This is a genomic window from Streptomyces sp. GC420 (genome assembly GCF_009916105.1).
Taxonomy (GTDB): domain Bacteria; phylum Actinomycetota; class Actinomycetes; order Streptomycetales; family Streptomycetaceae; genus Streptomyces.
This window is the reverse complement of record NZ_JAAAXQ010000087.1, coordinates 1-23,512: the sequence shown is the minus strand read 5'-3', so window position 1 is coordinate 23,512 and position 23,512 is coordinate 1. Positions and strand designations below refer to the sequence as shown.

At 74.8% G+C, this 23,512-nt stretch carries 19 protein-coding genes and 1 pseudogene; 12 read left to right on the top strand and 8 right to left on the bottom strand.

Going from position 1 to position 23,512, the window contains the following annotated elements; genetic code table 11:
• Positions 1 to 2: 2 nt before the first annotated feature.
• The 5 genes from GUY61_RS13705 to GUY61_RS13685 form a co-directional block, all read right to left on the bottom strand.
• A complete protein-coding gene (locus GUY61_RS13705) occupies positions 3 to 1,502 on the bottom strand; it encodes a class I adenylate-forming enzyme family protein (protein WP_166630407.1) in 1,500 nt (499 codons plus the stop codon).
• Positions 1,502 to 2,269: a glycosyltransferase gene (locus GUY61_RS13700; RefSeq protein WP_313896649.1), complete on the bottom strand. Its 768-nt coding sequence runs from the start codon at positions 2,267 to 2,269 to the stop codon at positions 1,502 to 1,504. Before GUY61_RS13700 ends, GUY61_RS13705 begins: the two co-directional genes overlap by 1 nt.
• Positions 2,266 to 3,345 carry a 3-oxoacyl-ACP synthase III family protein gene (locus GUY61_RS13695; RefSeq protein ID WP_243766433.1) on the bottom strand — a complete coding sequence of 360 codons (1,080 nt, stop codon included), beginning with the start codon at positions 3,343 to 3,345 and terminating at the stop codon, positions 2,266 to 2,268. The genes GUY61_RS13700 and GUY61_RS13695 overlap by 4 nt, the downstream gene beginning before the upstream one ends.
• Before the next feature lie 243 nt (positions 3,346 to 3,588).
• Positions 3,589 to 3,966 (bottom strand): hypothetical protein, encoded by a 378-nt coding sequence (locus GUY61_RS13690; protein WP_166630406.1) that lies wholly within the window; start codon positions 3,964 to 3,966, stop codon positions 3,589 to 3,591.
• A gap of 152 nt (positions 3,967 to 4,118) precedes the next feature.
• Positions 4,119 to 5,117, bottom strand: a complete 999-nt coding sequence (locus tag GUY61_RS13685; protein WP_166630405.1) for a helix-turn-helix domain-containing protein — start codon at positions 5,115 to 5,117, stop codon at positions 4,119 to 4,121.
• Between the two features lie 343 nt (positions 5,118 to 5,460).
• On the opposite strand from GUY61_RS13685, the gene GUY61_RS13680 reads away from it, so the two are divergent.
• The 12 genes and pseudogenes from GUY61_RS13680 to GUY61_RS13625 all read left to right on the top strand — a co-directional run bounded on the left by GUY61_RS13680 (position 5,461) and on the right by GUY61_RS13625 (position 21,779).
• Entirely contained in the window at positions 5,461 to 6,717 is a 1,257-nt protein-coding gene (locus tag GUY61_RS13680) for an ATP-grasp domain-containing protein (RefSeq protein ID WP_208105943.1), read from the top strand.
• Positions 6,714 to 7,556: a Rossmann-like domain-containing protein gene (locus GUY61_RS13675; protein WP_166630404.1), complete on the top strand. Its 843-nt coding sequence runs from the start codon at positions 6,714 to 6,716 to the stop codon at positions 7,554 to 7,556. Before GUY61_RS13680 ends, GUY61_RS13675 begins: the two co-directional genes overlap by 4 nt.
• Positions 7,553 to 8,623, top strand: a pseudogene (locus tag GUY61_RS13670) (PLP-dependent cysteine synthase family protein); the annotation flags it as partial. The gene GUY61_RS13675 and the pseudogene GUY61_RS13670, both read left to right, overlap by 4 nt.
• A 446-nt stretch (positions 8,624 to 9,069) precedes the next feature.
• Positions 9,070 to 10,191 carry a mandelate racemase/muconate lactonizing enzyme family protein gene (locus GUY61_RS13665; RefSeq protein WP_166630403.1) on the top strand — a complete coding sequence of 374 codons (1,122 nt, stop codon included), beginning with the start codon at positions 9,070 to 9,072 and terminating at the stop codon, positions 10,189 to 10,191.
• The gene (locus tag GUY61_RS13660; RefSeq protein WP_166630402.1) at positions 10,188 to 11,534 is read left to right on the top strand and encodes an MFS transporter; all 1,347 of its coding nucleotides are present in this window, start codon (positions 10,188 to 10,190) and stop codon (positions 11,532 to 11,534) included. Before GUY61_RS13665 ends, GUY61_RS13660 begins: the two co-directional genes overlap by 4 nt.
• 524 nt (positions 11,535 to 12,058) lie before the next feature.
• Positions 12,059 to 12,841 carry a class I SAM-dependent methyltransferase gene (locus tag GUY61_RS40145; protein WP_243766436.1) on the top strand — a complete coding sequence of 261 codons (783 nt, stop codon included), beginning with the start codon at positions 12,059 to 12,061 and terminating at the stop codon, positions 12,839 to 12,841.
• A gap of 136 nt (positions 12,842 to 12,977) precedes the next feature.
• Positions 12,978 to 14,651: an ABC transporter substrate-binding protein gene (locus tag GUY61_RS13650; RefSeq protein ID WP_166630400.1), complete on the top strand. Its 1,674-nt coding sequence runs from the start codon at positions 12,978 to 12,980 to the stop codon at positions 14,649 to 14,651.
• A complete protein-coding gene (locus tag GUY61_RS13645) occupies positions 14,648 to 15,817 on the top strand; it encodes an ABC transporter permease (protein WP_313896648.1) in 1,170 nt (389 codons plus the stop codon). Before GUY61_RS13650 ends, GUY61_RS13645 begins: the two co-directional genes overlap by 4 nt.
• Complete coding sequence (locus GUY61_RS13640) at positions 15,814 to 16,641, top strand: ABC transporter permease subunit (RefSeq protein ID WP_166630399.1); 828 nt, start codon at positions 15,814 to 15,816, stop codon at positions 16,639 to 16,641. The genes GUY61_RS13645 and GUY61_RS13640 overlap by 4 nt, the downstream gene beginning before the upstream one ends.
• Positions 16,638 to 18,152: an ABC transporter ATP-binding protein gene (locus GUY61_RS13635; protein ID WP_166630398.1), complete on the top strand. Its 1,515-nt coding sequence runs from the start codon at positions 16,638 to 16,640 to the stop codon at positions 18,150 to 18,152. Before GUY61_RS13640 ends, GUY61_RS13635 begins: the two co-directional genes overlap by 4 nt.
• Before the next feature lie 352 nt (positions 18,153 to 18,504).
• Positions 18,505 to 19,461, top strand: coding sequence for a hypothetical protein (locus GUY61_RS13630; protein WP_166630397.1), 957 nt, complete (start codon positions 18,505 to 18,507; stop codon positions 19,459 to 19,461).
• 383 nt (positions 19,462 to 19,844) lie between these two features.
• Complete coding sequence (locus GUY61_RS13625; protein WP_166630396.1) at positions 19,845 to 21,779, top strand: cellulase family glycosylhydrolase; 1,935 nt, start codon at positions 19,845 to 19,847, stop codon at positions 21,777 to 21,779.
• A 39-nt stretch (positions 21,780 to 21,818) separates the two neighbouring features.
• Here GUY61_RS13625 and GUY61_RS13620 read toward each other — a convergent pair whose 3' ends face one another.
• From GUY61_RS13620 to GUY61_RS13610, 3 genes are all read right to left on the bottom strand, one after another.
• Positions 21,819 to 22,139 carry a hypothetical protein gene (locus GUY61_RS13620; RefSeq protein WP_166630395.1) on the bottom strand — a complete coding sequence of 107 codons (321 nt, stop codon included), beginning with the start codon at positions 22,137 to 22,139 and terminating at the stop codon, positions 21,819 to 21,821.
• 122 nt (positions 22,140 to 22,261) lie between these two features.
• Entirely contained in the window at positions 22,262 to 22,792 is a 531-nt protein-coding gene (locus tag GUY61_RS13615) for a DUF6624 domain-containing protein (protein WP_166630394.1), read from the bottom strand.
• Positions 22,789 to 23,217 carry an ATP-binding protein gene (locus tag GUY61_RS13610; RefSeq protein ID WP_398955363.1) on the bottom strand — a complete coding sequence of 143 codons (429 nt, stop codon included), beginning with the start codon at positions 23,215 to 23,217 and terminating at the stop codon, positions 22,789 to 22,791. Before GUY61_RS13610 ends, GUY61_RS13615 begins: the two co-directional genes overlap by 4 nt.
• Between the last annotated feature and the right edge of the window lie 295 nt (positions 23,218 to 23,512).

Below are 23,512 nucleotides of genomic sequence, written 5' to 3'. Positions count from 1 at the left end.
GGTCACCGGTGGCCTCCGGCCGCCGCGTGGCCCAGCCGGGCCGCCGCCAGGCGGGAGGCCGCCGCGCGGTCCGGTTTGCGGGAGCGGCCCGACAGCGGGATGCCGGCGAACAGCAGTGCGTCGGGGCGGGCCGTGCCCATGGCCCGCAGCGGGCCGGCCAGCCTCGCGCGCAGGGCCCCCTCGTCCGTGCCGGGCCGCGGCTGGACGAGGGCGACGAGGCGTTCGTCGCCGTCCTGCGCGGGTATGCCGACGAGGACGGCGAGTTCGACGCCCGGCACGTGGAGTGCGGGCTCGTACAGCCCCGGGTAGATGTTCTCCGCCCGCCGCAGCACCATGTCCTTGCAGCGCCCTTCGAGGACGATCCGCCCCGTGGTGTCGAGCCGCGCCCGGTCGCCGGTGCGGATCCACGGGTCGGGTTCCTCGCCCAGGTAGCGGTTCCGGGCCCCGGGGCCCGTCAGCAGCAGTTCGCCGTCGGTGTCCGTCTTGGCCTCGACACCGGGCAGCGGGGCGCCGACGAGATCACCGGGACCCTCGTACGCGGCCTTCTCCCGGGACTCCACGGCCGCCGCGGGGAAGAGTTCGGTGAGAGCGTACACGCCCCACGCCTCCTCCGCCCCCGCCCGCCTGACCCGGCCCAGCAGCTCGGCGCTCGCGGGCGCCGAGCCCGTCCACACCCGGCCGCCGGGGAAGCGGGCTCCGGGCACGCCGAGCACGTCCCGCAGCTGAGGTGGCGTCAGATACGTTGCCTGCGGCGTGATCCGGCCCAGCTGGCGGGCCAGCGCCGCCGGTGAGCGGGCCGGCAGGGCGACGGGAGCGCCCTGCGCCAGGGACGGTACGAGGACGAAGAAGGTGCCGCCGAGCACCGGTTCGCCCGGCCGGGCCGCGAAGAGGGAGGCGACCGTGTCCATTCCGGCGGCGAGGCTCGACCTGGTGTGCACGACGGCCCGAGGGCTCGACGTCGTACCGGAGGTGAAGACGACGACCGCGTCGCCGTCCCCCTCGTGGGAACGGGGGAGGGGGAGTCCGCCGCCGGTGCCCAGCGCCGGCGCGCAGCCCGGCAGGCGCGGCCCGACCGTGGCGACGGGCCCGAGCCCGGAGAGGCCGGGCAGCGCCAGCCCGGCGCGGCGGGCGAGCGGGGCGGCCCAGCCGGCGACGGCCTGTGCGGCGGCGTCGGCCAGCACGAGGGCGGGGCGCGCCAGGGCGAGCCGGGCGCGCAGTACGCCGGGGCCGGCGCCCGGGTCGAGCACCGCGCCGCGCAGGCCCAGGCGCCACAGCGCCAGCATGACGGCGAGGGCACGCGGTCCGGGCCGTACGGCGACGCCGACGGTGTCCCCGGCGCGCAGCCCGCGCGCGTGCAGTGCGGCGGCGAAGGCGTCCGCGAGCGAGGCGAGTTCGCCCCGGGTGGCGCGTACCCGGACGCGCCGTCCCGAACGGGTCGCGGCCAGCACGGCGGGGCGCTCGGGGTGGTCGGTGCGCAGGGCCTGGTCGAGTCGGTCGAGCATCAGCGCGGGTCCTCCCCGTGGCGGCCCGGGCCCCGGTCGAGGTACCAGCGGGCGGTGCCCGTGATGCCGTACGCGCGCAGTCGGCGGGTGGAGTTCTCCACGACCATGGCGCGGGATCGCGCGATGTGCGGGGTGTGACGGCGTACGCGGTTGAGGAAGAGCCGGTCGGTGGGGGAGGGGCGCCTGGGCATCCCGCCGACGGCCTCGTACAGCCGGGCGGTGATGGCCATGTTGTTGCCCGCGTGCATGCGGTACGGGGCGAGGTAGCCGTGCCTGCGGGCGTGCGCGGGGCGGAGCCGGCCGAAGAGCGCGGCGAGCCGGACGAGGAGCGCGAACCCGGCGCGGGCCAGAGGGCCGTTCTCGTCGCGGCGTGCGGTGATGTGTCCGCACACCATGCCGGCGCCGCTGCCGCTGCCGCTGCCGCCGTCGAGGGCGGCGCGGGCGGCGGCGGTCCAGCCGGGGCGGGGCAGGCAGTCCGCGTCCGTGCGGGCGAGGATCTCGGCGCCCCGTTCGATGGCGTACCGGAAGCCGGTGTCGACGGCGCAGCCGACGCCCTTCTCCGGTTCGCCGACGACGTGCACGGGGAACGGCGCCTCCGTGGCGAAGGCGCGGGCGACGGCGGGTGTGGCGTCGGTGGATCCGTTGTCGACGACGAGGAGGGTGAAGTCCTTGTCGTGCTGGGCGGCGAGCGCGCGGAGGGTGTTGCCGAGGCGGGCCTCCTCCTGGTGGGCGGGGACGATCACCCACATGCGGGCGGAGTCGCTCACCTGGTCGCCTCCGACTTCTCCCACACCATCGTCATGATGCTGATGCCGCCGCCGAGCCCGACCAGCATGACCCGGTCGCCCTGCTCCAGCTCGTCGTGGACACGGTCCAGTTGCACGCCGATGGTGGCGCTGGCGATATTGCCGAGCTCGGGGACGGTCAGCACGAGCTTCTCCGAGGGGACGCCGGTGAGCTCGGCGAACCGCTCCACGTACGGCACGGTCACCTGGTGGACGAGCACCCTGGCGTAGTCGTCCCACGTGGTGCCGGTGCGGTGCAGGGTCCGGTCGATGACGGCGGTGCCGGCCTTCTCGAACACGCCGCGCAGTTCGTGGCCGTCGCCCCGGAAGTACGTGTGGTCGTCGCCGCGCGGGAACCGGGAACCGCCGCCGGGGATGCCGCCCACGTCCCAGTGCTCGGAGTACGTCTCGCAGTCCACGTCGAGGATGCCGCCCCGGTCCACGGCCTCCAGGACGACGGCGGCACCCGCGTCCCCGAAGGTGTAGCCGGCGAAGCCGGAACGGAACTCGGCGAAACCGGCGGGTTCCCTGCGCATGGCGCGGCTCGGTGTCTCACCGGTCACGACCAGGGCCCGCCGGGCCCGCCCGGCGAGCAGCATCGAGCGGGCGACGTCGATGCCGTTGACGAAGCTGTTGCAGGCGTTCGTCACGTCGAGGGCGTGTGCCCTGGAGCCGAGTTCGGCCTGCACGATGTGCGCGGTGGCCGGTTCGGCGACGTCCCGGGTCGCGGAGGCGAACAGCAGCAGATCGATGTCCAGCGCCTCCAGCCGGGCGGCGGCGAGTGCCTTGCGGGCCGCGGCCGCGGCCAGCGTGGAGGCGTACACCCCCTCGCCCGCCATACGGCGGGTGGCGATTCCGGTCGCCTGGCGCAGCAGCCTCGGCGGCAGTGAGCCGGCGAAGCTTCCCGCCACTTCTCGCTGGAGCCGTTCCGAGGTCACGACCTCCTCGGGCAGCGAACTGCCCACCCCCGTTATCCCCGTACGCGCCGGTGTACGTGCCGGTATGCGTGCCGACATCCGCATCGACGGACCCCCCGTCTCCCCCGTGTGCTCGTGCATGCGGCGATGATTTCAGGCCAGCTGCGGGCGGGGAATGAGTACGCGTGCTCAGATCGTCCGGCCCGGTGTGAGTCTCCGCACGGATTCGGCACACCGATGCGGGCACGGGCGGCACGGTCGCAGTGGTCGCGGTCGCGGGCGACCAGCGGCAGGGACAACGAACCCGGGATCAGCCGCCAGGTCGACACACGAGCCCCGGCACGCGGGAAGGCGCGTGCCGGGGCCGGGTGGGTGTGGCCCGGGTCAGTCGGCGACCAGGCCGCTGCTCGAGTCGCTGGAGAAGATGAGGAAGTAGTCCGTTCCGTCCTGGACGTTGGTGGCCGCCACGCCCCAGGTGCCTCCGCTGATGGTGCGCCAGGCGTTGCAGGCTCCTGTGCTCCTGAAACAGGTGGCGACCTGCACGGTCCTGCTGGGCTTGACGTTGATGTCGGCGCAGGCCGACGACGTCCGCGCGTAGCCGGATCCCGTGGGCCAGTAGCCGACGGTGGTGGAGTAGCTGACGGCGCCGCCGTAGCAGGACTGGACGGCCGAGGGCGCGGCGCCGGCGGTCGGCGCGGTGATCACGAGAGCTGAGCCGGCGAGCCCGAGAGCGGCGACGGCGGACGTGAGCGTTTTCCTCATGTGGTGAAACCCCCTGAGTGTGCGCGCTGTGGATGCGGGTGCCGCGGCGGTGCCAGTCTGGGCCAGGTACCGAGGGGCGTAGGACGCAGCGCGTGCACGGTTGTTGGCACCCCGTGCACGACGCGGCGCGGGCGCGGTTGAGGGTGGCGCGTTCAGGACTGGGCTCCGGGCAGTCGGCGGTACTCCCGGGGCGAGACGCCGTAGGCCCGGCGGAAGGCACGGCTGAAGTCCGCGGGCCGCGGGAATCCCCAGCGTGCAGCGATGGCGCCCACCGGGTGGGCGGCGAGTTCGGGGGCGAGGAGGTCCCGGCGACATCGCTCGAGGCGTCTGGCGCGGATCCAGGCGGCCACGCTCATCTCCTGTTCCTCGAACAGGCGGTGCAGATAGCGCAGGGAGATGTGGTGGGCGGAGGCGATGTCGGCCGGAGTGAGTGCGTGGTCGTCCAGATGCCTCTCGATGTAGCTGCGGATGCGCAGCAGCAGGGTGTCCCGTTGGGGTGCGGCGAGCAGGCGTTCGTCCTCGCCGAGCCGCCGGGCGAGGAGCGCCAGGGTCAGGTCGGCGACGATCCCGCCGAGCCGCACCGAGTCGGTGCCGGTGAGCGGGTCCGGGCCCCGGGCGAACTCCGGCGCGGCAATGCCGTCCAGGAACCGGCACAACAGCCGGGCCATCGGGTCGTTGCCGTGGACCGGGGTGCCGGCCAACGGGCGGATCCGCTGCTCCGGCAGCGGGAGCAGCTTTCTCGGGATCCCCACCACCAGGGAGGAGTACTGGATGTCCTCCGGGACGTGGGCGGTGAACGGCTGTGCGCTGTCGTAGAGCAGGAGGCTGCCCGGGCCCACGACGACGTCGCGGGAGCCGTCGGTGAAGTGCTGGCGGCCGGTGCGGACCAGCGCGAGCTGGTAGGTCTCGGGGTCGTGGGCGCGGATGAGCCGAGGTGTGCGGCGGGCCCGGAGCGAGCCGTAGGACAGGTCCGCGAGCTGGATCGGGCCGAGTTCCGCGGCGCGGAGCGTGGCGTGAAACTCCCTTGTCGCCTCCGCGCAGCCGACGCGGTCCAGATGCGTGGCCGTGAGCTGCCGGGCGCACGTCTCGCTCCAGGCGCTGAACCGTTCCGAGGCCGAGATGTCCGCGCCGTCGAACACCGGACGTAACACAGGTACTCCCCCCGTGTGGCCATGACGGCCACGTGCACAGTGACCGGTCGGATCAGAACGGCTCCGAATGGTACGGACAGGGAGGTGTCACCTGTAGGCGTCGACCGGCCGACGTCTCGCCGGGCAGCCGGCGGGATTCGCCGGTGCCGGCAACGGCGTCGTCCCCCCGTTGTGGGTCCTCTCGTCCTCGCGCTGCCCGGACCGCCCTGTGCCGGACGCGCGGCTCCTTGATGACAATGAAAATGATTTTCGATAGCGTGTGCCCGGGTCGCCGCGGGCGATGCCCCGCAGGGGCCTCCTCGGCATGCCCCGAACGTCAACCACACGCGTATCAGGGGGAGTTTTGGCTCATCTGCTGATGGTCGAGAGCTGGGTCGGATCGATGAGCAGGCTCCTGCCGCGGGCCGTACGCGAGGCCGGCCACGAGTTCAGCTTCCTCACCCGGGACCTGCACCACTACCTGCGCTCCGCACCCGAGGGCACCGCGCACCCGCTGCTCGGCGCCCGGCACGTCCTGACCGCCGACACCAACGACGCCCGCACCCTGCCGGACGAGGCGGAGCGGCTGCACCGCGCGCTGGGCTTCGACGGGGTGATCACCTCCTGCGACTACTACCTGCCTGCCGCCGCCCGCATCGCCGAGCGCCTGGGACTGCCCGGCCCGGCCGCCGTGGCCGTGGAGAACGCCTGCCGCAAGGACGCCACCCGGCGCATCCTCGCCGATGCGGGAGTCCCCGGGCCCCGGTTCGCCGTCTGCGCGGACTGGGCGGCGACCGCCGAGGCTGCGCGGGAACTCGGCTATCCGCTGGTGCTCAAGCCCGTCGACCTGTGCGCAGGGATGTTCGTGCGACGGGTCGACGACGAGAGGGAACTGGCGGCGGCGCACCGCGCGCTGTCCGGCTTCCCGGTGAACGCGCGCGGCCTGCGGCGCGTCCCCGACGTACTGCTCGAGGAACTCCTCACCGGACCCGAGGTCAGCGTCGAGACCGTGTCCCACGGCGGCACCGGCCACGTCGTCGGCATCACCGACAAGAGCATCGGAGGCGCCCCCGCCTTCATCGAGACCGGCCACATGTATCCCGCGGCCCTCGCACCCGCCGACGCCGACGCCGCCCGGCGCACCGCACTGGACGCGATCACGGCCCTCGGCCTCGACGACGTCGTCACCCACACCGAGATCCGACTGACGCCCGACGGGCCGCGCCTGGTCGAGGTCAACCCGCGCCCCGCGGGCAACCGCATCTCCGAACTGATCCGCCATGTGACCGGCATCGACCTCGCCGCCGCCTGCGTCGACGTCGCCCTCGGCCGTGCCCCCGACCTGCGCCCCCGCGACACCGGACTGCGCAGCGCCGCCATCGGCTTCCTCGTGCCCGACGTGACGGGAACGCTGGAGGCCGTCGAGGGCGCCGAGCGGGTACGCGCCGAGCAGGGTGTCCTGGAGGTACGCCTCCCCGAACCGGGCACGGCCGTCAGGGCGGCGGACAGCAACAACGACTACCTGGGCCACGTCATGGCCGCCGACGCGACCGGCCCGGGCGCCCGCGCCCGCGTCGAGGACCTGCTCGGCCGGCTCCGGCCCCGGGTGGTGGCCGCATGAGCGTCACCCGGACGAGCGCCGCCCGGACGCCGACCGCCGCCTCGTACGCGGAGCTCCTCCGCCGCGTCCTGGCGGGCGGCCTCGGGCCCGACCCCGGCACACAGCGGATCTCCACCGCCTTCACCACCCGCCAGGCGGTGCGCCACGACGGCCGCGGCACCGGATACCGCAACGAGGTCCTCAGCCTGAGGCTCGCCGCCGCCGTCGGATCCTGCGCCGTGGAACCCGGGGAACTCCCCGACGAGGTGGTCGGCGAATGCGTCGGCGCGGACGTGGCGACACTGCTCGGGCACCCCCTCGCGCCCGTGCGGGTCGCCGCACTGGACGCCTACCTGGCACACACCCACCCGCACACCCGCGGCAACGGGGCCCGGCCCTGGCCGCTGCCCGCCGGAACGTCCCTGCGCAAGTCGCGCGCCCGCGCCAGGGTCGTCGTACAACTGCTGGACGTCCCGCCCGGCGCCCGGGTCCTCGTCGTCGGAGTCGTCAACTCCCTGCTGGAGGCACTGCGCGAACGCGGGCTGGCGTACGTGCCGTGCGACCTCAAGGGCGGTACGACGGAGTGGGGCGAACCCGTCCGCACCGACGCGCTCGCCGAACTCCCGCACTGCGACGCCGTACTGGCCTCCGGCATGACCCTCGGCAACGGCACCTTCGAGGCGCTGCGCGAACACGCCCGGCGCACCGGCGTACCGCTCGTGATGTTCGCGCAGAGCGGCAGCGCCGTACTGCCCCGCCTCATCGGCGCCGGCGTCAGCGCCGTGTGCGCCGAGCCGTACCCGTTCTTCTGGCTCGACGGCGGGCCCGGCGTCATCCACCGCTACGGGGCCGCGCTGTGACGGCGACCGCCACCGAGCACCGGCGCTCCGCCGCCGGGAACCGGGAACTCCTCGCGCTCCTCGGCCGCACCCCGCTGGCCCGCGTCACCACGGACCTGCCCGGCCCCCACCCCGGCTTCTGGGCCAAACTCGAGGGACTCGGCGCCGGCGGCATGAAGGCACGCGCCGCCGTCTCCATGCTGCTCGGCGCCCGTGAACGCGGCGAACTGCGGCCCGGCGCGCCCGTGGTGGAGTCCACCTCCGGCACCCTGGGCATCGGACTGGCCTTCGCCGGGCAGGCACTCGGCCACCCCGTCGTGCTCGTCTGCGACACCGAACTCGAACCGTCCATGCGGCAGTTGCTGCGTGCCCACGGGGCTCGGGTCGAACTCGTCGACCGCCCGGCGGCGCGCGGCGGCTGGCAGGCCGCCCGGCTGGCCAGGCTCCGCGAACTGCTCGCGCTGCTCCCCGGCGCCTACTGGCCCGACCAGTACAACAACCCCGACAACATCGCGGGTTACGCCTCGCTCGCCGCCGAACTCGCCGGCCGGCTCGACCATCTCGACATCCTGGTGTGCAGTGTCGGCACCGGGGGACACAGCGCCGGGATCGCCGGACCGCTGCGCCGCCACTGGCCCGCACTGCGCCTCGTCGGTGTGGACGCCACCGGCTCCACGATCTTCGGGCAGCCCGCACGGCCCCGGCTGATGCGCGGCCTCGGCAGCAGCATCCACCCGCGGAACGTGGCGTACGACGCCTTCGACGAGGTGCACTGGGTCGGCCCGGCCGAGGCGGCGGACGCCTGCCGGCGTCTCGCACGCGGCAACTTCGTCAGCGGCGGCTGGTCCACGGGCGCCGTCGCGCTGGTCGCGGCCTGGGCCGCCCGGGTGCACACCGGGGCCGTCGTCGCCACCGTCTTCCCCGACGGACCGCACCGCTATCTCGGCAGCGTCTACGACGACGGCTTCGCCGCCGCGCACGGACTCGACCCGGCCCGTGCCGCCACCCGCCCCGTCGAGATCCCGCACCCGCGAGCGGCCGAGGCCACCGGCTGGGCGCGCTGCACCACCGTGACCGACCCCCTGGCCGGGTCCGTGACCGACCGCCCGGCCGGGACCGGGCCGCGGCCGCTCGGGCGGACCGGGACCGGCTCCCCGGCCCGGACCGGCACGGGCCCCCTCGGGCGGGCCGCGACCGAGCCCCTGGCCGGGACCGTGACCACCCCGTCGGCCGGGACCGTGACCGACCTCGGGACCGAGTCCCTGGCCGGGGCCTTGGCGACCCTGCCGGCCGGGTCCGTGACCGACCCGTCGGCCGGGACCGGGCCGCGGCCTTCGGTCGAGACCGACCCGTCGGCCGGGACCGTGACCGACCTCGGGACCGAGTCCCTGGCCGGGACCGGGCCGAGGCCCCCGGTCGAGACCGGGACCGGCTCCCCGGCCCGGACCGGCACGGGCCCCCTCGGGCGGGCCGCGACCGAGCCCCTGGCCGGGACCGTGACCGACCGCCTCCACCACACCCGGGAAGAACAGCCGTGAAGGCCCAACTGCACACCACCCGACTGGAACTCGCCGAACCCCTGCGCATATCCCGCTCCACGACGACCGCCAGGGACGCCGTGCGGATCACCATCACGCACGAGGGCCTGCACGGCCACGGCGAGGCGGTCAGCAGCGTCTACCTCGGGCTCGGCACCGTCACCCTGGAGCGGCTGCTGTACGAGGCCGCCGTGGGCCTGCACCGCCACACCGACCCCGAGAGCGCGCTGGACGCCCTGCGCGAAGCGGCGGAGGAAGGGCGTCCAGGACCTCCGGCCGCCGTGACCGCGGCCGTCGAGTCCGCGCTCCTCGACCTGTGCGGCAAGCGCGCCGAAACCCCCGTCCACCGGCTGCTGGGCACCGAACGGGCCCCCAGCGCCGCGACCGCCCGCACCATCGGGATCGTCCCGGCGGCGCGTGCCGCGGACCAGGCCAGGGCTCTGGCCGCACGCGGCTTCACCCTCCTCAAGATCAAGGCGGGCACCCCGGATCCCGGCGAGGACCTGGCCCGCGTACGGGCCGTGCGCGAGGCCGCGCCCGCCGCCCGGCTGCTGGTCGACCCCAACGGAGCCTGGACCCCGCACCAGGCGGGCCGGCTGCTCCCGAGCCTCGCCGAACTGGGGGTGGAGGCCGTGGAACAGCCCCTCGCGCCCGGCGACCCGGAGGCGCTCGCCCGCCTTGCCGGCGGCTCGCCGCTGCCGGTGATCGCCGACGAGGACGCGGTCGGGTACGAGGACGTACGCCGCCTCGCCGGACGCGTGCACGCGGTCAACGTCAAGCTGGCCAAGTGCGGCGGTGTGCACGCGGCCCTCCGCATCGCGCGGCTCGTGGAGGGCAGCGGCACCGGCCTGATGCTCGGCTGCCTCGCCGCCAGCACCCTCGGCCTCGCTCCCGCCGTCCACCTCGCCGACCGCGCCCGCTGGGCCGACCTCGACGGTCACCTGCTGCTCGCCGACGACCCGTGGACCGGCATCGGAGGCACGGACGGGATCGTACGGGTGTCGGGGCTGCCCGGCCTCGGCGTACGGCCCGCCGGCACCGCCGGCACGGTCGGCACCGCCGGCACAGAACGGCCCGTTGGCCCCGCACGGTCCGCACCCGAGGGGGAGGCGCCGTGAAGACGTGGCGCGAACTGCGCGGATTCCCCGTGGTGATCCGGCTCCTGCTGGTCAACCAGCTCGGAGTCAACACCGGCTTCTACCTGCTCGTCCCCTATCTCGCCACCCACCTCGACGAGAACCTGGGCCTGTCCGCGGCCGTCGTCGGGATCGTCCTCGGCGTGCGCAACCTCAGCCAGCAGGGCCTGTTCCTCATCGGCGGCTCCGCGGCCGACCGGCTCGGCGCCCGGGGAGTCGTCATCACCGGCTGCGCGGTCCGCACCCTCGGCTTCGCGCTCTTCGCGCTCGGCGACGGGCTCGCGGTGCTGCTGGCGGCGTCCGTGCTCAGCGGGCTGGCCGGGGCGCTGTTCAACCCTGCCGTACGGGCGTACCTCGCGCAGGAGGCGGGGGAGCGGAAGGCCGAGGCCTTCGCCCTGTTCGGGGTGTTCGCGACCACGGGCGCGCTGCTCGGTCCGCTGCTGGGCAGCGCCCTGCTCCTCGCCGGCGGCTTCCGGGCCGGTGCGCTGGCCGCCGCCGGGATCTTCGCGGTCCTCACCGTCGCCCAGGCGTTCCTGCTGCCCGCCCGCGAGGTCCCGCCCGCGCGCGGCGGCGTGCTCGGCGACTGGCGTGAAGTCCTCGGCAATCGTGCCTTCCTGGCGTTCGCGCTCGCCATGGTCGGCATGTTCACCCTGGAGAACCAGCTGTACCTGCTGCTCCCGGCCGGGGCGCGTGCCGCCACCGGCTGGGACGGAGCCGCCGGGCTCGTCCTCCTCGTCGGGACCCTCGCGGGCCTCGCACTGCAGATGAGGATCACCCGGGCCCTGAAGGAACGCGGCAGCCGCGCCGGATGGATCGGCGCCGGACTCGCCCTGATGGGACTGGCGTTCGTGCCGCCCATGACGGTCGCGGGAGCCGGCCGGCCCGGCTGGGCGGGCGCGGCGGCGGTGCTGGGCGGGGCGCTCCTGCTCCACCTGGGGCTCATGGTGGCGCAGCCCTTCGTGATGGAAATGGTTCCCGGCTTCGGGCGCCCCGAACTCACCGGCACCAGCTTCGGCATCTTCTACATGGTCTCCGGCATCGCCGCCGCCCTCGGCAACACCGTCGTCGGCTGGTCCATGGACACCGGCGAGCACGCGGACGCCGCCTGGCTGCCGTGGGCCTGCTGCGCCGTCCTCGGCCTCGCCTCGGCCACCGGCATCGCTCTTCTCCGCCGCAACGGCACCCTGCCCGACCGTCCGTGGGCGGTCGCCGCGCCGGGCCCGGCCGCAGAACCGGCCCCGCCCGCAGAACCGGGCCCGACCGCCGCGACGCCGGGCCCGGTCCTGGGTGCCCGGACACCGGCGGCGCGCGGGAAGGGGGCGTGACCGGGATGGCACCCACACACCACGCGGCAGACGACGGGACCGGCGCGGACCCGGCTGTACGGGCGGAGGGCGAGGGCGGAGCCGGCCGGGACGCCGCCGGCGCGGGTGCGCCGTCCGCGTCCGCGTCCGCGGCCTGCCGGGGGCCCGCCTCCGGCCACCCCGACGACACCTCGCCCCCCGGCACCCCTCAGGACCGGCCGGGACCGAGGCCCGCCTCCGGTACCCCGCGTTCAGCGGCACACGAAGAGGACGGCGCGACCCGGACGGTCCGCCACACCCCCGCGGACGGTGGCGGAACGGGCGCGGCGCCCTCCGCACCGCCGCGCCCTGCGGCCTCCGCACCGCCGCGCCCTGCGGCCTCCGCGCTGCCGCGCCCTGCGGGCGGGGAGCAGCCGCACGGACAGTCGGCGGCCCCGGACACTCCTGGGCCCGGGACCGGCGCCGCGGGCCGCGAGCCCGAGTCCCGCCCGGGCTCGCACGGACCGGGCGGCCGGGACACCCCGGCGAGCACCGCCGGAGCCAACCTGCTCACCGACAACCCCGCGCTGTACGAGGCCCGGTTCCCCGATCCCGGGCGGCTGGCGGGGCGTTGGGCGGCCCACTGCCTCACCCGGTACGGGGCGGACACCGGCCCCGCGGCCCGCGTGCTGGACCTCGGCTGCGGGACCGGACGGGACGCGGCCCACCTGCACCGGGCCGGATGGTCGGTGGTGGGCGCCGACCTGTCCGAGGCGATGCTGGAGCACGCGCGAGCCCGGCATCCCGGGCCGGAGTACGTGCGGGCCGACCTGCGCGACTTCGCCGGCCTGGGGACCTTCGACGCCGTGGTGTGCCTGGACAGCGCCCTGCTGTACTGCCACACCAACGAAGACCTCGACGGCTTCCTCGCCTCCTGCCGCCGAGGGCTGCGGCCCGGCGGCCTGCTCGTCGCGGAGATGCGCAACGGCGCCCACTTCCTCGGGCACACCGCGCACCTCGGCGTCCCGGCCGTCAACCACGTCGTCCACCAGGGGACTTCGTACCGGTCGACCACCACCCTGTACGTCGACCGGGCCGCGCAACTCCTGCGCCGCACCCGCACCTGGACCGCGGGCGACGGGTCGCCGCCGGTCGAGCAGCGGTCCGCGTGGCGGCTGCTTCTTCCGCAGGAACTGCGGCACTTCCTCACCGCGCACGGCTTCACCGTGCTCGCCCTGCACGACGGGCCGGGGCCGCGCACCGATCCGCCCTGGCACGAGCACGCGGACCAGCCCGGCACGACCGCCGACGGCGACCGGCTGCACCTCGTCGCGCGCCTGAACCACTGATCCGAAGATCCACCCGGCCCTCACCGGCCGGCTGGACCAGTGCCGACACCGCCCGCACCGCCTGGCCGACCCGCCCGCAGCGGCCGACCCGTACCCGCACCGACCACGAACCTCCGAGCACGCAAGGACACTCGCCATGCCCACCAACCCGACCACACCCACCACGTCCGGCTCCTCCGAAAGCACCGGCACCGGCCCCGGCGCCGGACCCGGACCCGCGCACCACCCGCCCCGCCGCGGCGTCCTCCTCGGTGTCACCGCCGCCACCGCCGCCGCGGGCCTTGGCGCCCTCGGCCTCACCGGCTGCGCGGGCGGCTCCACCGGCTCCGCCGAATCGGCCGCCGACGGCGAGAAGGGCGGCAGACCCGGGCGCGGCGGGCGGCTGCGGGCCGCCTTCGCAGGCGGCGGCGCGAGCGAGACCCTCGATCCGCACCTCAGCAACCTCTTCGCCGACGCGGCCCGCGCCAAGGCCCTCTTCGACAAGCTCGCCGACTACGGCCCCGACCTCTCCGCCCGGCCCCGGCTCGCCTCCGGCTGGGAGCCCAACGCGGGACTCGACCGCTGGCGGATCACGCTGCGCGAGGCGTCCTTCCACGACGGCAGGCCGGTCACCGCCGCCGACGTGCTGCACAGCTACCGCCGCATCGCCGATCCGGAGCGGGCCTTCCGCGCCCGGGCCTCGCTCGAACCCGTCGACCTCGAAGCGAGCCGCGCCACCGGCGCACGGACCGTCGAGTTCGTACTCAAGCGTCCGACCGCGGAATTCCCCAACGTCCTCGCCTCGTTCGGGGCGTACATCGTGCCGGAGGGCGCCGACGACTCCGCGGACTTCGACAGGAAGCCCGTCGGCAGCGGCCCGTTCCGCTTCGTGTCCTTCGCGCCCGGCCGCTCCGCCGTCTTCCGCCGCAACGACGACTACTGGGACGGCGCCCCCCACCTCGACGAACTCGAGATCGTCGTCGCCAACGAGGAGTCGGCGCGGATCAACGCCCTGCTGGGCGGCCAGGTGGAGTACGCCCACGAGCTCAACCCGGCGACCGCCCGCGCCCACGAGGACCGGGGGCAGGTCGGGATCGTGCGGCTGCGCGGCAGCGCCATGCAGGCCTTCGCCATGAAGACCGACCGGCCGCCCTTCGACGACAAGCGGGTGCGCCAGGCCTTCTTCCTCATCGCCGACCGGCAGGAACTCGTCGACGGGGCACTGTCCGGCGCGGGTGAGGTCGGCAACGACCTGTTCGGGAAGGGCTACGAGTACTACGCCGACGGGCTCCCGCAGCGCGAGCAGGACCTCGACCGGGCCCGCGCCCTGCTCAAGGAGGCCGGGGCGGAGAACCTGAAGGTCACCCTCGACACCTCCGAGGTGGCCGCCGGATTCACCGAGGCCGCCTCGATCTTCCGCGACCAGGCCGCGAAGGCCGGGGTTACCGTCACCGTCAGGACCGGCAGCAAGGACACGTACTGGAGCGACATCCTCGACTCCGGGACCCTCTGCTGCTACCGCTCGGGCGCCATGCCCATCGAGGCGCACCTCTCGCAGCGGCTGCTCACCGACTCCACCACCAACGCCACCCACTGGCGGCACAAGGACTTCGACACCCTGTACCGGCAGGCCCAGTCGACCAGGGACGCGGGGGAACGCGCCGCGGTGTACGAGCGGATGCAGCGCAGGCTGCACGCCGAGGGCGGCTTCCTGGTGTGGGGCTTCGCCGACTGGATCATCGGCACCGCCCGCACCGTGCGCGGCGTACGGCAGGAGGCACCCGCCAACACCCTCGACTGGGCACGTTTCGACAAGGTGTGGCTCGCGTGAACCCTCCTCACCCGGCGCGGCCGCACATGCCGGCGGCGGAACACGACCCGGCGGGTTGCGCGGCGGCCCCCGACCCGGCAGCGGCACCCGACCCGGCGGCACCGCCGGAACCCCCGGTGCCGCAGAACGGGACGCCGCAGGCCGGGACGCCGGACACCCGGGAGCCCGGCGCCCGGGCGCCCCGGTGGCGCCGCCCGGCCGCCCCGCGCGGCCGCGGCGGCCTGCGCTCCTGGGCCGCCCGCCGGCTGCTCCTCGGTGTCGCGCAGACCGCCGCCGTCGTGCTGCTGGTCTTCGTGCTCACCGAGGCGCTGCCCGGCGACGCGGCCGTCGCCGTCGTCGGCGACCAGCCCGACCCGGAGCGCATCGCCGCCGTCCGCGAGGCCATGGAACTGGACCGGCCCGCCCATGAGCGCCTCGCCGGCTGGGCGGCCGGGCTGCTGCGCGGCGACCTCGGAACCTCCCTCGTCTCCGGGCGCCCCGTCGCCGCCTACCTCGCCGACGGATACGGACCGACGCTGCTCCTCGCCGCCCTGACCGTCGTGCTGCTGGTCCCGGCGGGCGTCGGTCTCGGGGTACTGGCCGCCCGCCACGAGGGCCGGTTCACGGACCGGGTGATCAGTTCGGTCACGCTCGGCGTGTACGCGGTCCCCGAGTTCGCCCTCGGGGTGCTGCTCGTCACCGTCCTCGCGCTGCGCCTGGGCTGGCTGCCGCCCACCGCCGTCGGCCACGGCACCGATCTGCTCGCCCACCCCGCGGTGCTGGTGCTGCCGGTGCTGGTCCTGCTGTCCCGGCCGGTGTGCTCGCTGGCCAGACTGGTGCGCGCCGGCATGATCGACGCGCTGGCCTCCCCCTACGTCGCCCAGGCCCGCCGGTACGGGATCTCCGGCGGCCGCGTCCGTTACGCCCACGCGCTGCCCAACGCCGTGGCGCCGGCCGCGCAGCAGCTCGCCCGCACCGTCGACTGGCTGCTGTGCGGCGTCATCGTCGTGGAGGCGCTTTACGTGATTCCGGGACTCGGCACCGTACTGATGGACGCGGTCGCCGAGCGGGACGTGCCCGTGGTGCAGGGACTCGCCGTGGTGTTCGGCGTGAGCACCGTCGTCCTGAACCTCGGCGCCGACCTGGTCGCGCACCGGTTCGCGCCGCGTGCGGGGGTGGCGGCGTGAGGACGCCCCGGCGGCGTCCCGGGCCGGCCCTCGCCCTCGCCCTCGTGGCCGTACCGCTGCTGCTTGCCCTGCTCGGCCCGGTCGCGGTGGACCTCGCGGGCGGACCCGGTCCGCGCGCCGCCTCGTTCACCTCCGGCGAGGGGCACTGGCTGGGCACCGACTTCGTCGGCCGGGACGTGGTCCGTCAGGTGCTGCTCGGCGGCCGCTCGGTGGTTCTGGTCGCGCCCGCCGCCGTACTGCTCGCGTACGCGGTGGCGGTACCCCTGGGGCTGCTGGCCGCGCTCACCCGCAGGGGCTGGCTGGAAGAGGTGCTGATGCGGCCCCTGGACGTGCTGCTGGCCGTGCCCTCGCTGCTGATGATCCTGCTGGTGGCAGCCGTCGTCGACCTGGGCACGGCCGGACTCGCGCTGCTCGTCGCGCTCGTCAACGTCCCGGACGCCGCCCGGATCGTACGGGCGGCGGCGGCCGAGGCGGCGTCGCGGTCCGCCGTCGAGGCGCTGCGGATGCAGGGCGAGACGTGGTGGCGCATCGCCGTCGGGTTCGTGGGGCGTTCGATGCTCCGGACGCTCGCCGCCGATCTGGGCGTGCGGCTCACCGGCGTGCTGTACCTGGTGGCGACGGCGGCGTTCCTCGGCGTCGGGGTCGCGCCGGACGCCGCCGACTGGGCCGTGATGGTGGACCGCAACCGCACCGGGTTGTTCCTGCAGCCCTGGGCCGTCGTCGTGCCCGCACTGCTCGTCGTCGCGCTGACCATGGGGGTCAACCTGCTCTTCGACGCCGTACTGCAAAGACCCGCACTCCGGGAAGGGAGCAGGCGGACGTGAGGCCGGTCGCGGAGATCAAGGACCTGCGGATCGCGGTGGACGGCCGCGCCCTCGTCGACGGCGTGAACCTGCGGGTGCTGCCCGGACGGGTCACGGCGCTCGTCGGGGCGTCGGGCAGCGGCAAGACGACGACGGGGCTCGCGCTCCTCGGCGAACACCCGCCCGGCGCCCGGGTGTCCGGCGAGGTGCGCGTCGAGGGCGGACCCGTGGGCTACGTGCCCCAGCATCCGGCCACCGTCCTCAACCCGGCCCGCCGCGTCGGAGCCCTCCTGCGCGACATCGCCCGCACCCACGGAACGGGGCGGAGCCGCGAGGACGTACGCCGCGGTGTGCTGCGCGCCCTGTCCCACGCCCAGCTCCCGGACCCGGAAGCGATGGTGCGCCGCTTCCCGCACCAGCTCTCCGGCGGCCAGCAGCAGCGCGTCGTGCTCGCCCAGGCGCTCCTGCTCGGCGCGCGCGTCGTCGTCGCCGACGAACCCACCACCGGCCAGGACCCGCGGACCGCGCGGCGCGTGATCGAGCACCTCGGCGCCCTCACCGCGCGGGGCCTCGGCCTCCTCCTGCTCAGCCACGACCTCGACGTCGTCCGCTCCCTCGCCGACGACATGCTGGTCATGCGCGAGGGCCGCGTCGTCGAGTCGGGCCCGCCGGAACGGCTCTGGACGGCACCGCGCCACGCCTGGACCCGGGAACTCCTCGCCCCGGCGCCCGCGACCGTGTCCGTGCCGGCGGCACACCCCGCCAGGGGTGCCGGCCTCGACGTGCGCGGCCTCACCGCCCGGCACGGCAGGACGGAGGTGCTGCGCGTGCCCCGGCTCACCGTCCGGCCGGGGGAGTGGCTGGCCGTGGCCGGGCCGTCGGGCAGCGGAAAGACGACACTCGGCCGTTGTCTCGCCGGACTGCACCGCGACCACGACGGGACCGTGCTGCTGGACGGCGCGCCGCTGCCGCGCAGCCTGCGCGACAGGTCACGGGAGCAGCTCGCGGCCGTGCAGTACGTGTTCCAGGACGCCGGGGCGGCCTTCGACGCCTACCGGCCGGTGCTCGACCAGGTGGCCCGCACGGCGGTGCGGCTGCGCGGTGCCGGCCCGGCCGGGGCGCGGGCGGACGCACTGCGGACACTGGCCGGAACCGGCCTCGCGGAGGACGTCGTACGCCGGACCCCGGCGCGGCTGTCCGGCGGGGAGCTCCAGCGTGCGGCGCTGGCCCGGGCACTGCTCGCCCGGCCCCGGGTGCTGGTGTGCGACGAGATCACCTCCGGGCTCGACACGGTGACCAGGCGAGGCATCCTCGACCTGCTCGCGGGGCTGCTGCGCGAGGCCGACGGAAAGCTTTCGCTGGTGCTGATCACCCACGACCCGGTCGCCGCCGCGCCGGCCACCGCCGTCGCCGTCCTGGACGGCGGCGACCTGCGCCTCGGAGCGACCGGTACGCCCGGTACTCACGGTGCTCCCGGTGCTCCGGCGATTCCCGGCACGGGCGCCGGCGCCCGTGCCCGAGCGGGCCGCTGAGGCGTCACCGGTGCCTCTCGTCGTGCGCGCGGCGGCCGGGCACCCCGGTCGCCGCGCACCGGACCGAGCTTTCCGGCCACCCCGGGAGGACACGAACCACGGGAGTGAAGGGACATCCCCGGGCATATGACGGAACCTCTCATTCCTCCTCCTTACCGCAGGTTGACAGGCTGTATGACACAGCAGCAGCATGCGTGGTGCCACCGGGGCCGATGTGCCCGGTGTTCTTCGACCACCCAGCCCGGTCCAGCCCCGGCCTGCCCTTTTCCGTGCGGTTTTCCACGTCCGGGACGGGCCGTGCGGCACGGGAGCCGACTCCGGGCCTCTCATCAAGCACAAAATGGGGAAATACATGTCCGTATCGAGACGCGTCACGGCGTTGCGTCTGCTGGGCGCCGGCGCCGCCGCACTGGCCCTCTCCGCCGCGGCGACCGGCGCCGCGTGGGCCTCCGACTGCCCGGGCGGTGAAGGCTGGGACAAGGGGAACCCGGCCGGCTACAAGCCCGGTGAGGGCGCCGGTACCGAAACCGCCACCGACCGCTGCGAGTTCTCGCTCGACGGCACGAACTGGTACGCCTCGGTGAAGGTCGACGACGTCAGCCTCAAGCCCGGCGACGACGGCAAGGTGCACGTGAAGGTCCGTGCCGCCGGGGACGCGGCCGGCTGCACCGCCTCCCTCGCCTCGTACCGTACGCACGGCGCGACGTGGGAGACCTCCGGCCTGCAGGTATTCCACGACTGGGACACCGTCGCCGTGAAGAAGGGCGGCACCGACACCCTCGACGTCGCCCTTCCCGACCTCGGCTGCTTCGCCCAGGTCGACCTCTACCGGGGCTCCGTCAAGTACGACGGCCGGCTCGACGCCAACGACGGCTACGAGCACGGTGAGCTGCCCAAGGGGCCGGACCGCCCGGTCATCAAGGACAAGCTGATCGCGGCCTGGAACGGCGGCACGAAGGACTGCACCAAGCAGGAGGTCCCGACGCCGAGCCCCTCGCCCAGCGAGTCGTCTCCCGAGGCCACGCCGAGCGCTCCGGAGAGCAGCGCCCCGCCCGCCTCCGAGCAGCCGGGCACCCCGCCCGCCTCGGAGGAGGCAAGCACCCCGCCAGCCGGTGACGAGTCGGCCACCCCGACTCCGTCCAACGAGCCGTCCACGGCCACCACCGGCGGCTCGGGCGGCGACGGCGACCTGGCCGAGACCGGCGGCGGCAACGTCGGCATATACGCGGCCGGCGCGGCTCTGTTCCTCGGCGCCGGCGGCGCCGTCGTCTACGCGACCCGGCGTCGCAAGGCGGCTTCCGGCAGCTAGTGCCGCGTCGGTCGGGGTTTGCCCGCTGAGGAGCGGCGTCCGGTGCCGGGGGCACCTCCCGCCGAAGGCAGGGGGAGCATCGCAAGGCGGCCGGAAGCCCTCGTAGTGGGCCTGCTCGGGCTTTCGGCCAACGCAGCGTGGGGGTACCTCCCGCGCCCGGAGGGCTGCGGGGGAGTGCCGTGCAGGGCGTCGCGACGGGGCGAACCTTGGCTGACGCGACACTAGTCCACGCGCCTTCGGTGCCCTGCGGCGGCGGGGCGCCGGAGGCGTTCGCCGTTCCGGGCCGCGCCCGTGCGGTGAGATCCCGCCGACTCCCGGGGACACCGGTATGACTGCCCCCAGGCCTACTTGACGACCTGTCAGCTTTGCTCGATGGTTCGTTCATGGTGAACCGCGGGACGCGTGTGAGGCGCCGGGTGTCCGGCGCGGTGCTGGGGCTGCTGCTGACGGCCGGGGTTCTCGGGGCGCCGGTGACGGCGAGTGCCGCGCCACCGGACGGGGGGCTGTGGTTCGACGACCTGGCCGCCGAGGTGTCCGCCGACGGAACCCGCTTCGTCGACGGACACGGACGCGAGGTGGTCCTGCGCGGCTTCAACGTCTCGGGCGAGGTGAAACTGGCGGAGAACGGCGGTCTGCCCTTCGCCTCCACCGCGGACGCCCGTGTCTCGGCCGAGGCGCTGCGCGAGGAGGCCGGCGCCAACGCCGTACGGTTCCTGCTCTCCTGGGCGGCCGCCGAGCCGGCGCCCGGACAGGTCGACGAGGCCTATCTCGCGGCGGCCACCGCCCAGATCCGGGCCTTCCTCGACGCCGGACTGCGCGTGCTCCCCGACTTCCACCAGGACCTCTACTCCCGCCACCTCTTCGACGAGGACAGCTGGTACAGCGGCGACGGAGCCCCGGCGTGGGTCGTCGAGGCGGGCGGCTACCCGGACGAGTTCTGCGGAATCTGCGTCCACTGGGGCCAGAACATCACCCAGAACGCCGCGGTCACCACCGCGCACCGCGACTTCTGGCGCAATCGCGAACTCACCACACCCGCCGGGACGTTCAAGGTTCAGGACGCCTTCCTCGACACCGCGGGCAGGACGATGGCGTACCTGCGGGAGCACCTGCCCGCAGACTCCTTCGCCCGCATCGCCGGCTTCGACCCGCTGAACGAGCCGCACGCCGGCACGTACGACCCGGGACAGGACAGCAAGCAGTGGGAGAAGGACCTGCTGTGGCCCTTCTACCAGCGCTTCCGTGCCCGGATGGACGAGGCCGGCTGGGCGGACAAGCCCGCGTTCGTCGAGCCCAACCTCTTCTGGAACTCCAACATCTCCTTCGCCCGTCAGGAGGGCGGCCTCCAGGGCATCGGCACACTCGGCCCCCGCTACGTCTTCAACACCCATTTCTACGACCAGGCCGCGATGTCCGGCATCCTCATGTGGGGCAAGGCCTCGGACGGCCGGTACAAGGGCGACTTCGCCACGGTCCGCGGGCGCTCCACGGCGCTCGACGCCCCGGCCCTGGTGAGCGAGTTCGGGCACCCGCTGTCCGGCAGCGTCTCCGACAAGGCGCCGACCGTGCTCAAGGCGATGTACCAGTCCCTCGACTCCCGCCTCTCCGGCGCCGAGTGGTGGTCGAAGGCCGCCGGTTCCGGCCCCGTGCTGTCCTCCATGCAGTGGCAGTGGGACATCTACAACGGCCGCCACCACGAACTCATGAACGGCAACCCCGACCGGGTCCTCACCGAGGGCGACGCCTGGAACGACGAGGACCTCTCCACGGTCGCCCTCGACGACTCCGGCACGCCGGTTCTCCGCCAGGACGCCCGGCTCGTCGACCGCCTCTACCCCGGCGCCGTCGCGGGCCGCACCCTCGCATTCACGTACGAGGACCGTTCCCGGGACGGGAACACGACGCTGACGTGGAACCCCGTGCCCTCCGGCATGCCGAACCTGGCCCGGCTGGTGGGGCAGGAGCGGTACGGCGTGCTGGTCTGGCGCTCCGACGGCAGTGAAGGTTCCCGGGGGACGGCCGCGCGGGTCCCGACCGAGCTCCATCTCCCGCAGGGCTTCGATCCCGCCGCCACCACCGTCCTGTCCGACCTGGGCGCCGTCACCGGCCTGCCCTCCTACACCCCCGACGCCCCCGTCTCGGCCGCCCCGGAGCCGGGCGGCACCGACGCCCGCCGCCTCCTCCTGACCGCCCCGGACGGTGCCGGCCTCCACTACGCCCTCGTCACTCGCACAACCCCCGTCACAACCCCCGCCCTGCTGGCCGCGGCACGGGAGGAACTCGCCGCGTGGGTGGCGGGCTCGGGCTTCCCCGGGTGACGCGTTTCCCCGGGTGACCCGCGCCCGCACGCGCCCGGATCACCCGTTCCGGCCGTCGAACCGGATGCCCTGGTCCCGCGGTACGGCAGACAGGTCGAGCACGTCCGGAAGGTGATGCACTCCGGGACCCAGGCCGACGGCCGCCCGGGCGGCCAGGACGGACATCAGGGCCGTGGCCCGCGACTGCGAGCGGCCCCGTGCCCAGCGCGCCACGCCCCCGCCGCTCTCGGCGAGGGCCAGCCACCGGTCGCCGCCCGGCGGGTGCAGGCCGCGCGGCGCGCGCGAGCCGCCCGGAACCCGGGTCAGCAGGGCGAGTGCGGCGGTCGCCGCCCGGGAGTCCAGACCGAAGTAGGTACACACCGGCGAGCCGAGGTCGCGGCTGTTTCGACGGCCGCGCCGCCGACCGGACCGCGTTCTGCCGGGCCCCCGGCTGCGGGCCGACCGAGCGTCGAAGCCCGGCCGGCGTGCGCGGCGCGCACGGTTCAGACCGTCTCGTGCAGGGTGCGCATCTGTTCGTTCAGCGGCGGCAGGCCCGCGTCGCTGCGGCGTTCGTCGAGTGTCCGGGGCAGCCGTACGGCGTACGGGCGCAGTGTCTCCGGGTTGACGCGTGTGCCGTAGAACTGGGGCTCGCCCAGTTCGACCGCGCAGTGGTCGGCGATGAAGGCGTGGTGCACGGCCGGGCACCGGCCGTCCGCCGCGGCCTTGGCGATCAGGTCCCGGCAGGTCAGCTGGAAGCCGAGGTCGGACGCGTGCAGCAGGATCATCAGCGCGGCAGTCGAGGCCTGTTCGCCGACCAGGTCCACGGTCGGCCAGCCGTGCCGCCCGACGATGCCTCTGAGCGCCTCGGCGTTCTCCCGGTGGCACTCGGCGATCAGGCGCCGGGCGTGCGCAGTGGGCGCCGTCCGCGCGTCCCGCATGAGCCGGCGGTCCTCGTCCGCCCTGCGGACCAGTTCATCGGCGAGGGCACCCGCGGGCGCGGGAGGCACCGGTGCCGGTGCCGGCGGACCGTTCACGTCTCTCCTTTCAGGGACAGGGTGAACCACACCCGCTTGCCCCGTGTGCCGGGCTCGGGCGGGGCGGTGCCCCAGTCGTCGGCGAGCGCGTCGACGATGGCGAGTCCGCGCCCGGACTCCGCCGCCGAGTCCGCCGTGCAGGACCGGGGGAGGGCGCCCGAGGGGTCGGCGACGGTGACGCGCAGCTCCCGCTCGGAGTACTCGAGCGTGAGGGTGATCAGATCCCTGGGTCCTGAGCTTCCGTGTCTGACCGCGTTGGCGAAGAGCTCGTCCGTCGCCAGGACGGCGTTGTCCACGACCTCCGGGAGTCCCCAGTGTCTGACGTGCGCCGCGACCATGCGCCGTACGCCCGCGGCGCGCGAGGGGTCCGCGGGGACGGCGGACCGGAAGACACGGGGACTGCTCAGAGAGATCAACAACCTCACCACGCAGCCCGCACCGGCCGTTTCGACGACCTCGGTATGGGAGCCGGCCGGTGGCGGTGCGCTCCGGGTGCCGTCGTCATCGGTCCTCCTTCGGTACAGCACGGTTCCATGAAGACAACAGGGTCGGTCGGTCCCCGGACCAGGGGGTACGGGGGTTGTCCGGTTGCGGGGGCGTAGTGGCGGTGGCTGTATGTTCGAATGCGTGGCTGACGTGAACGGACACCGTGCCGACGGGCTTGGTGTGGCGGGCAAGCGGGTGCTCGTCACGGGGGGAACGCGGGGGCTGGGCGAGCAG

What these genes read in the sequence shown, in the direction of transcription:
- GUY61_RS13705 (WP_166630407.1), bottom strand. Translation starts at nt 1,502, where the DNA reads ATGCTCGACCGACTCGACCAGGCCCTGCGCACCGACCACCCCGAGCGC.
- GUY61_RS13695 (WP_243766433.1), bottom strand. Translation starts at nt 3,345, where the DNA reads ATGCACGAGCACACGGGGGAGACGGGGGGTCCGTCGATGCGGATGTCG.
- GUY61_RS13690 (WP_166630406.1), bottom strand. Translation starts at nt 3,966, where the DNA reads ATGAGGAAAACGCTCACGTCCGCCGTCGCCGCTCTCGGGCTCGCCGGC.
- GUY61_RS13675 (WP_166630404.1), top strand. Translation starts at nt 6,714, where the DNA reads ATGAGCGTCACCCGGACGAGCGCCGCCCGGACGCCGACCGCCGCCTCG.
- GUY61_RS13650 (WP_166630400.1), top strand. Translation starts at nt 12,978, where the DNA reads ATGCCCACCAACCCGACCACACCCACCACGTCCGGCTCCTCCGAAAGC.
- GUY61_RS13630 (WP_166630397.1), top strand. Translation starts at nt 18,505, where the DNA reads ATGTCCGTATCGAGACGCGTCACGGCGTTGCGTCTGCTGGGCGCCGGC.
- GUY61_RS13625 (WP_166630396.1), top strand. Translation starts at nt 19,845, where the DNA reads ATGGTGAACCGCGGGACGCGTGTGAGGCGCCGGGTGTCCGGCGCGGTG.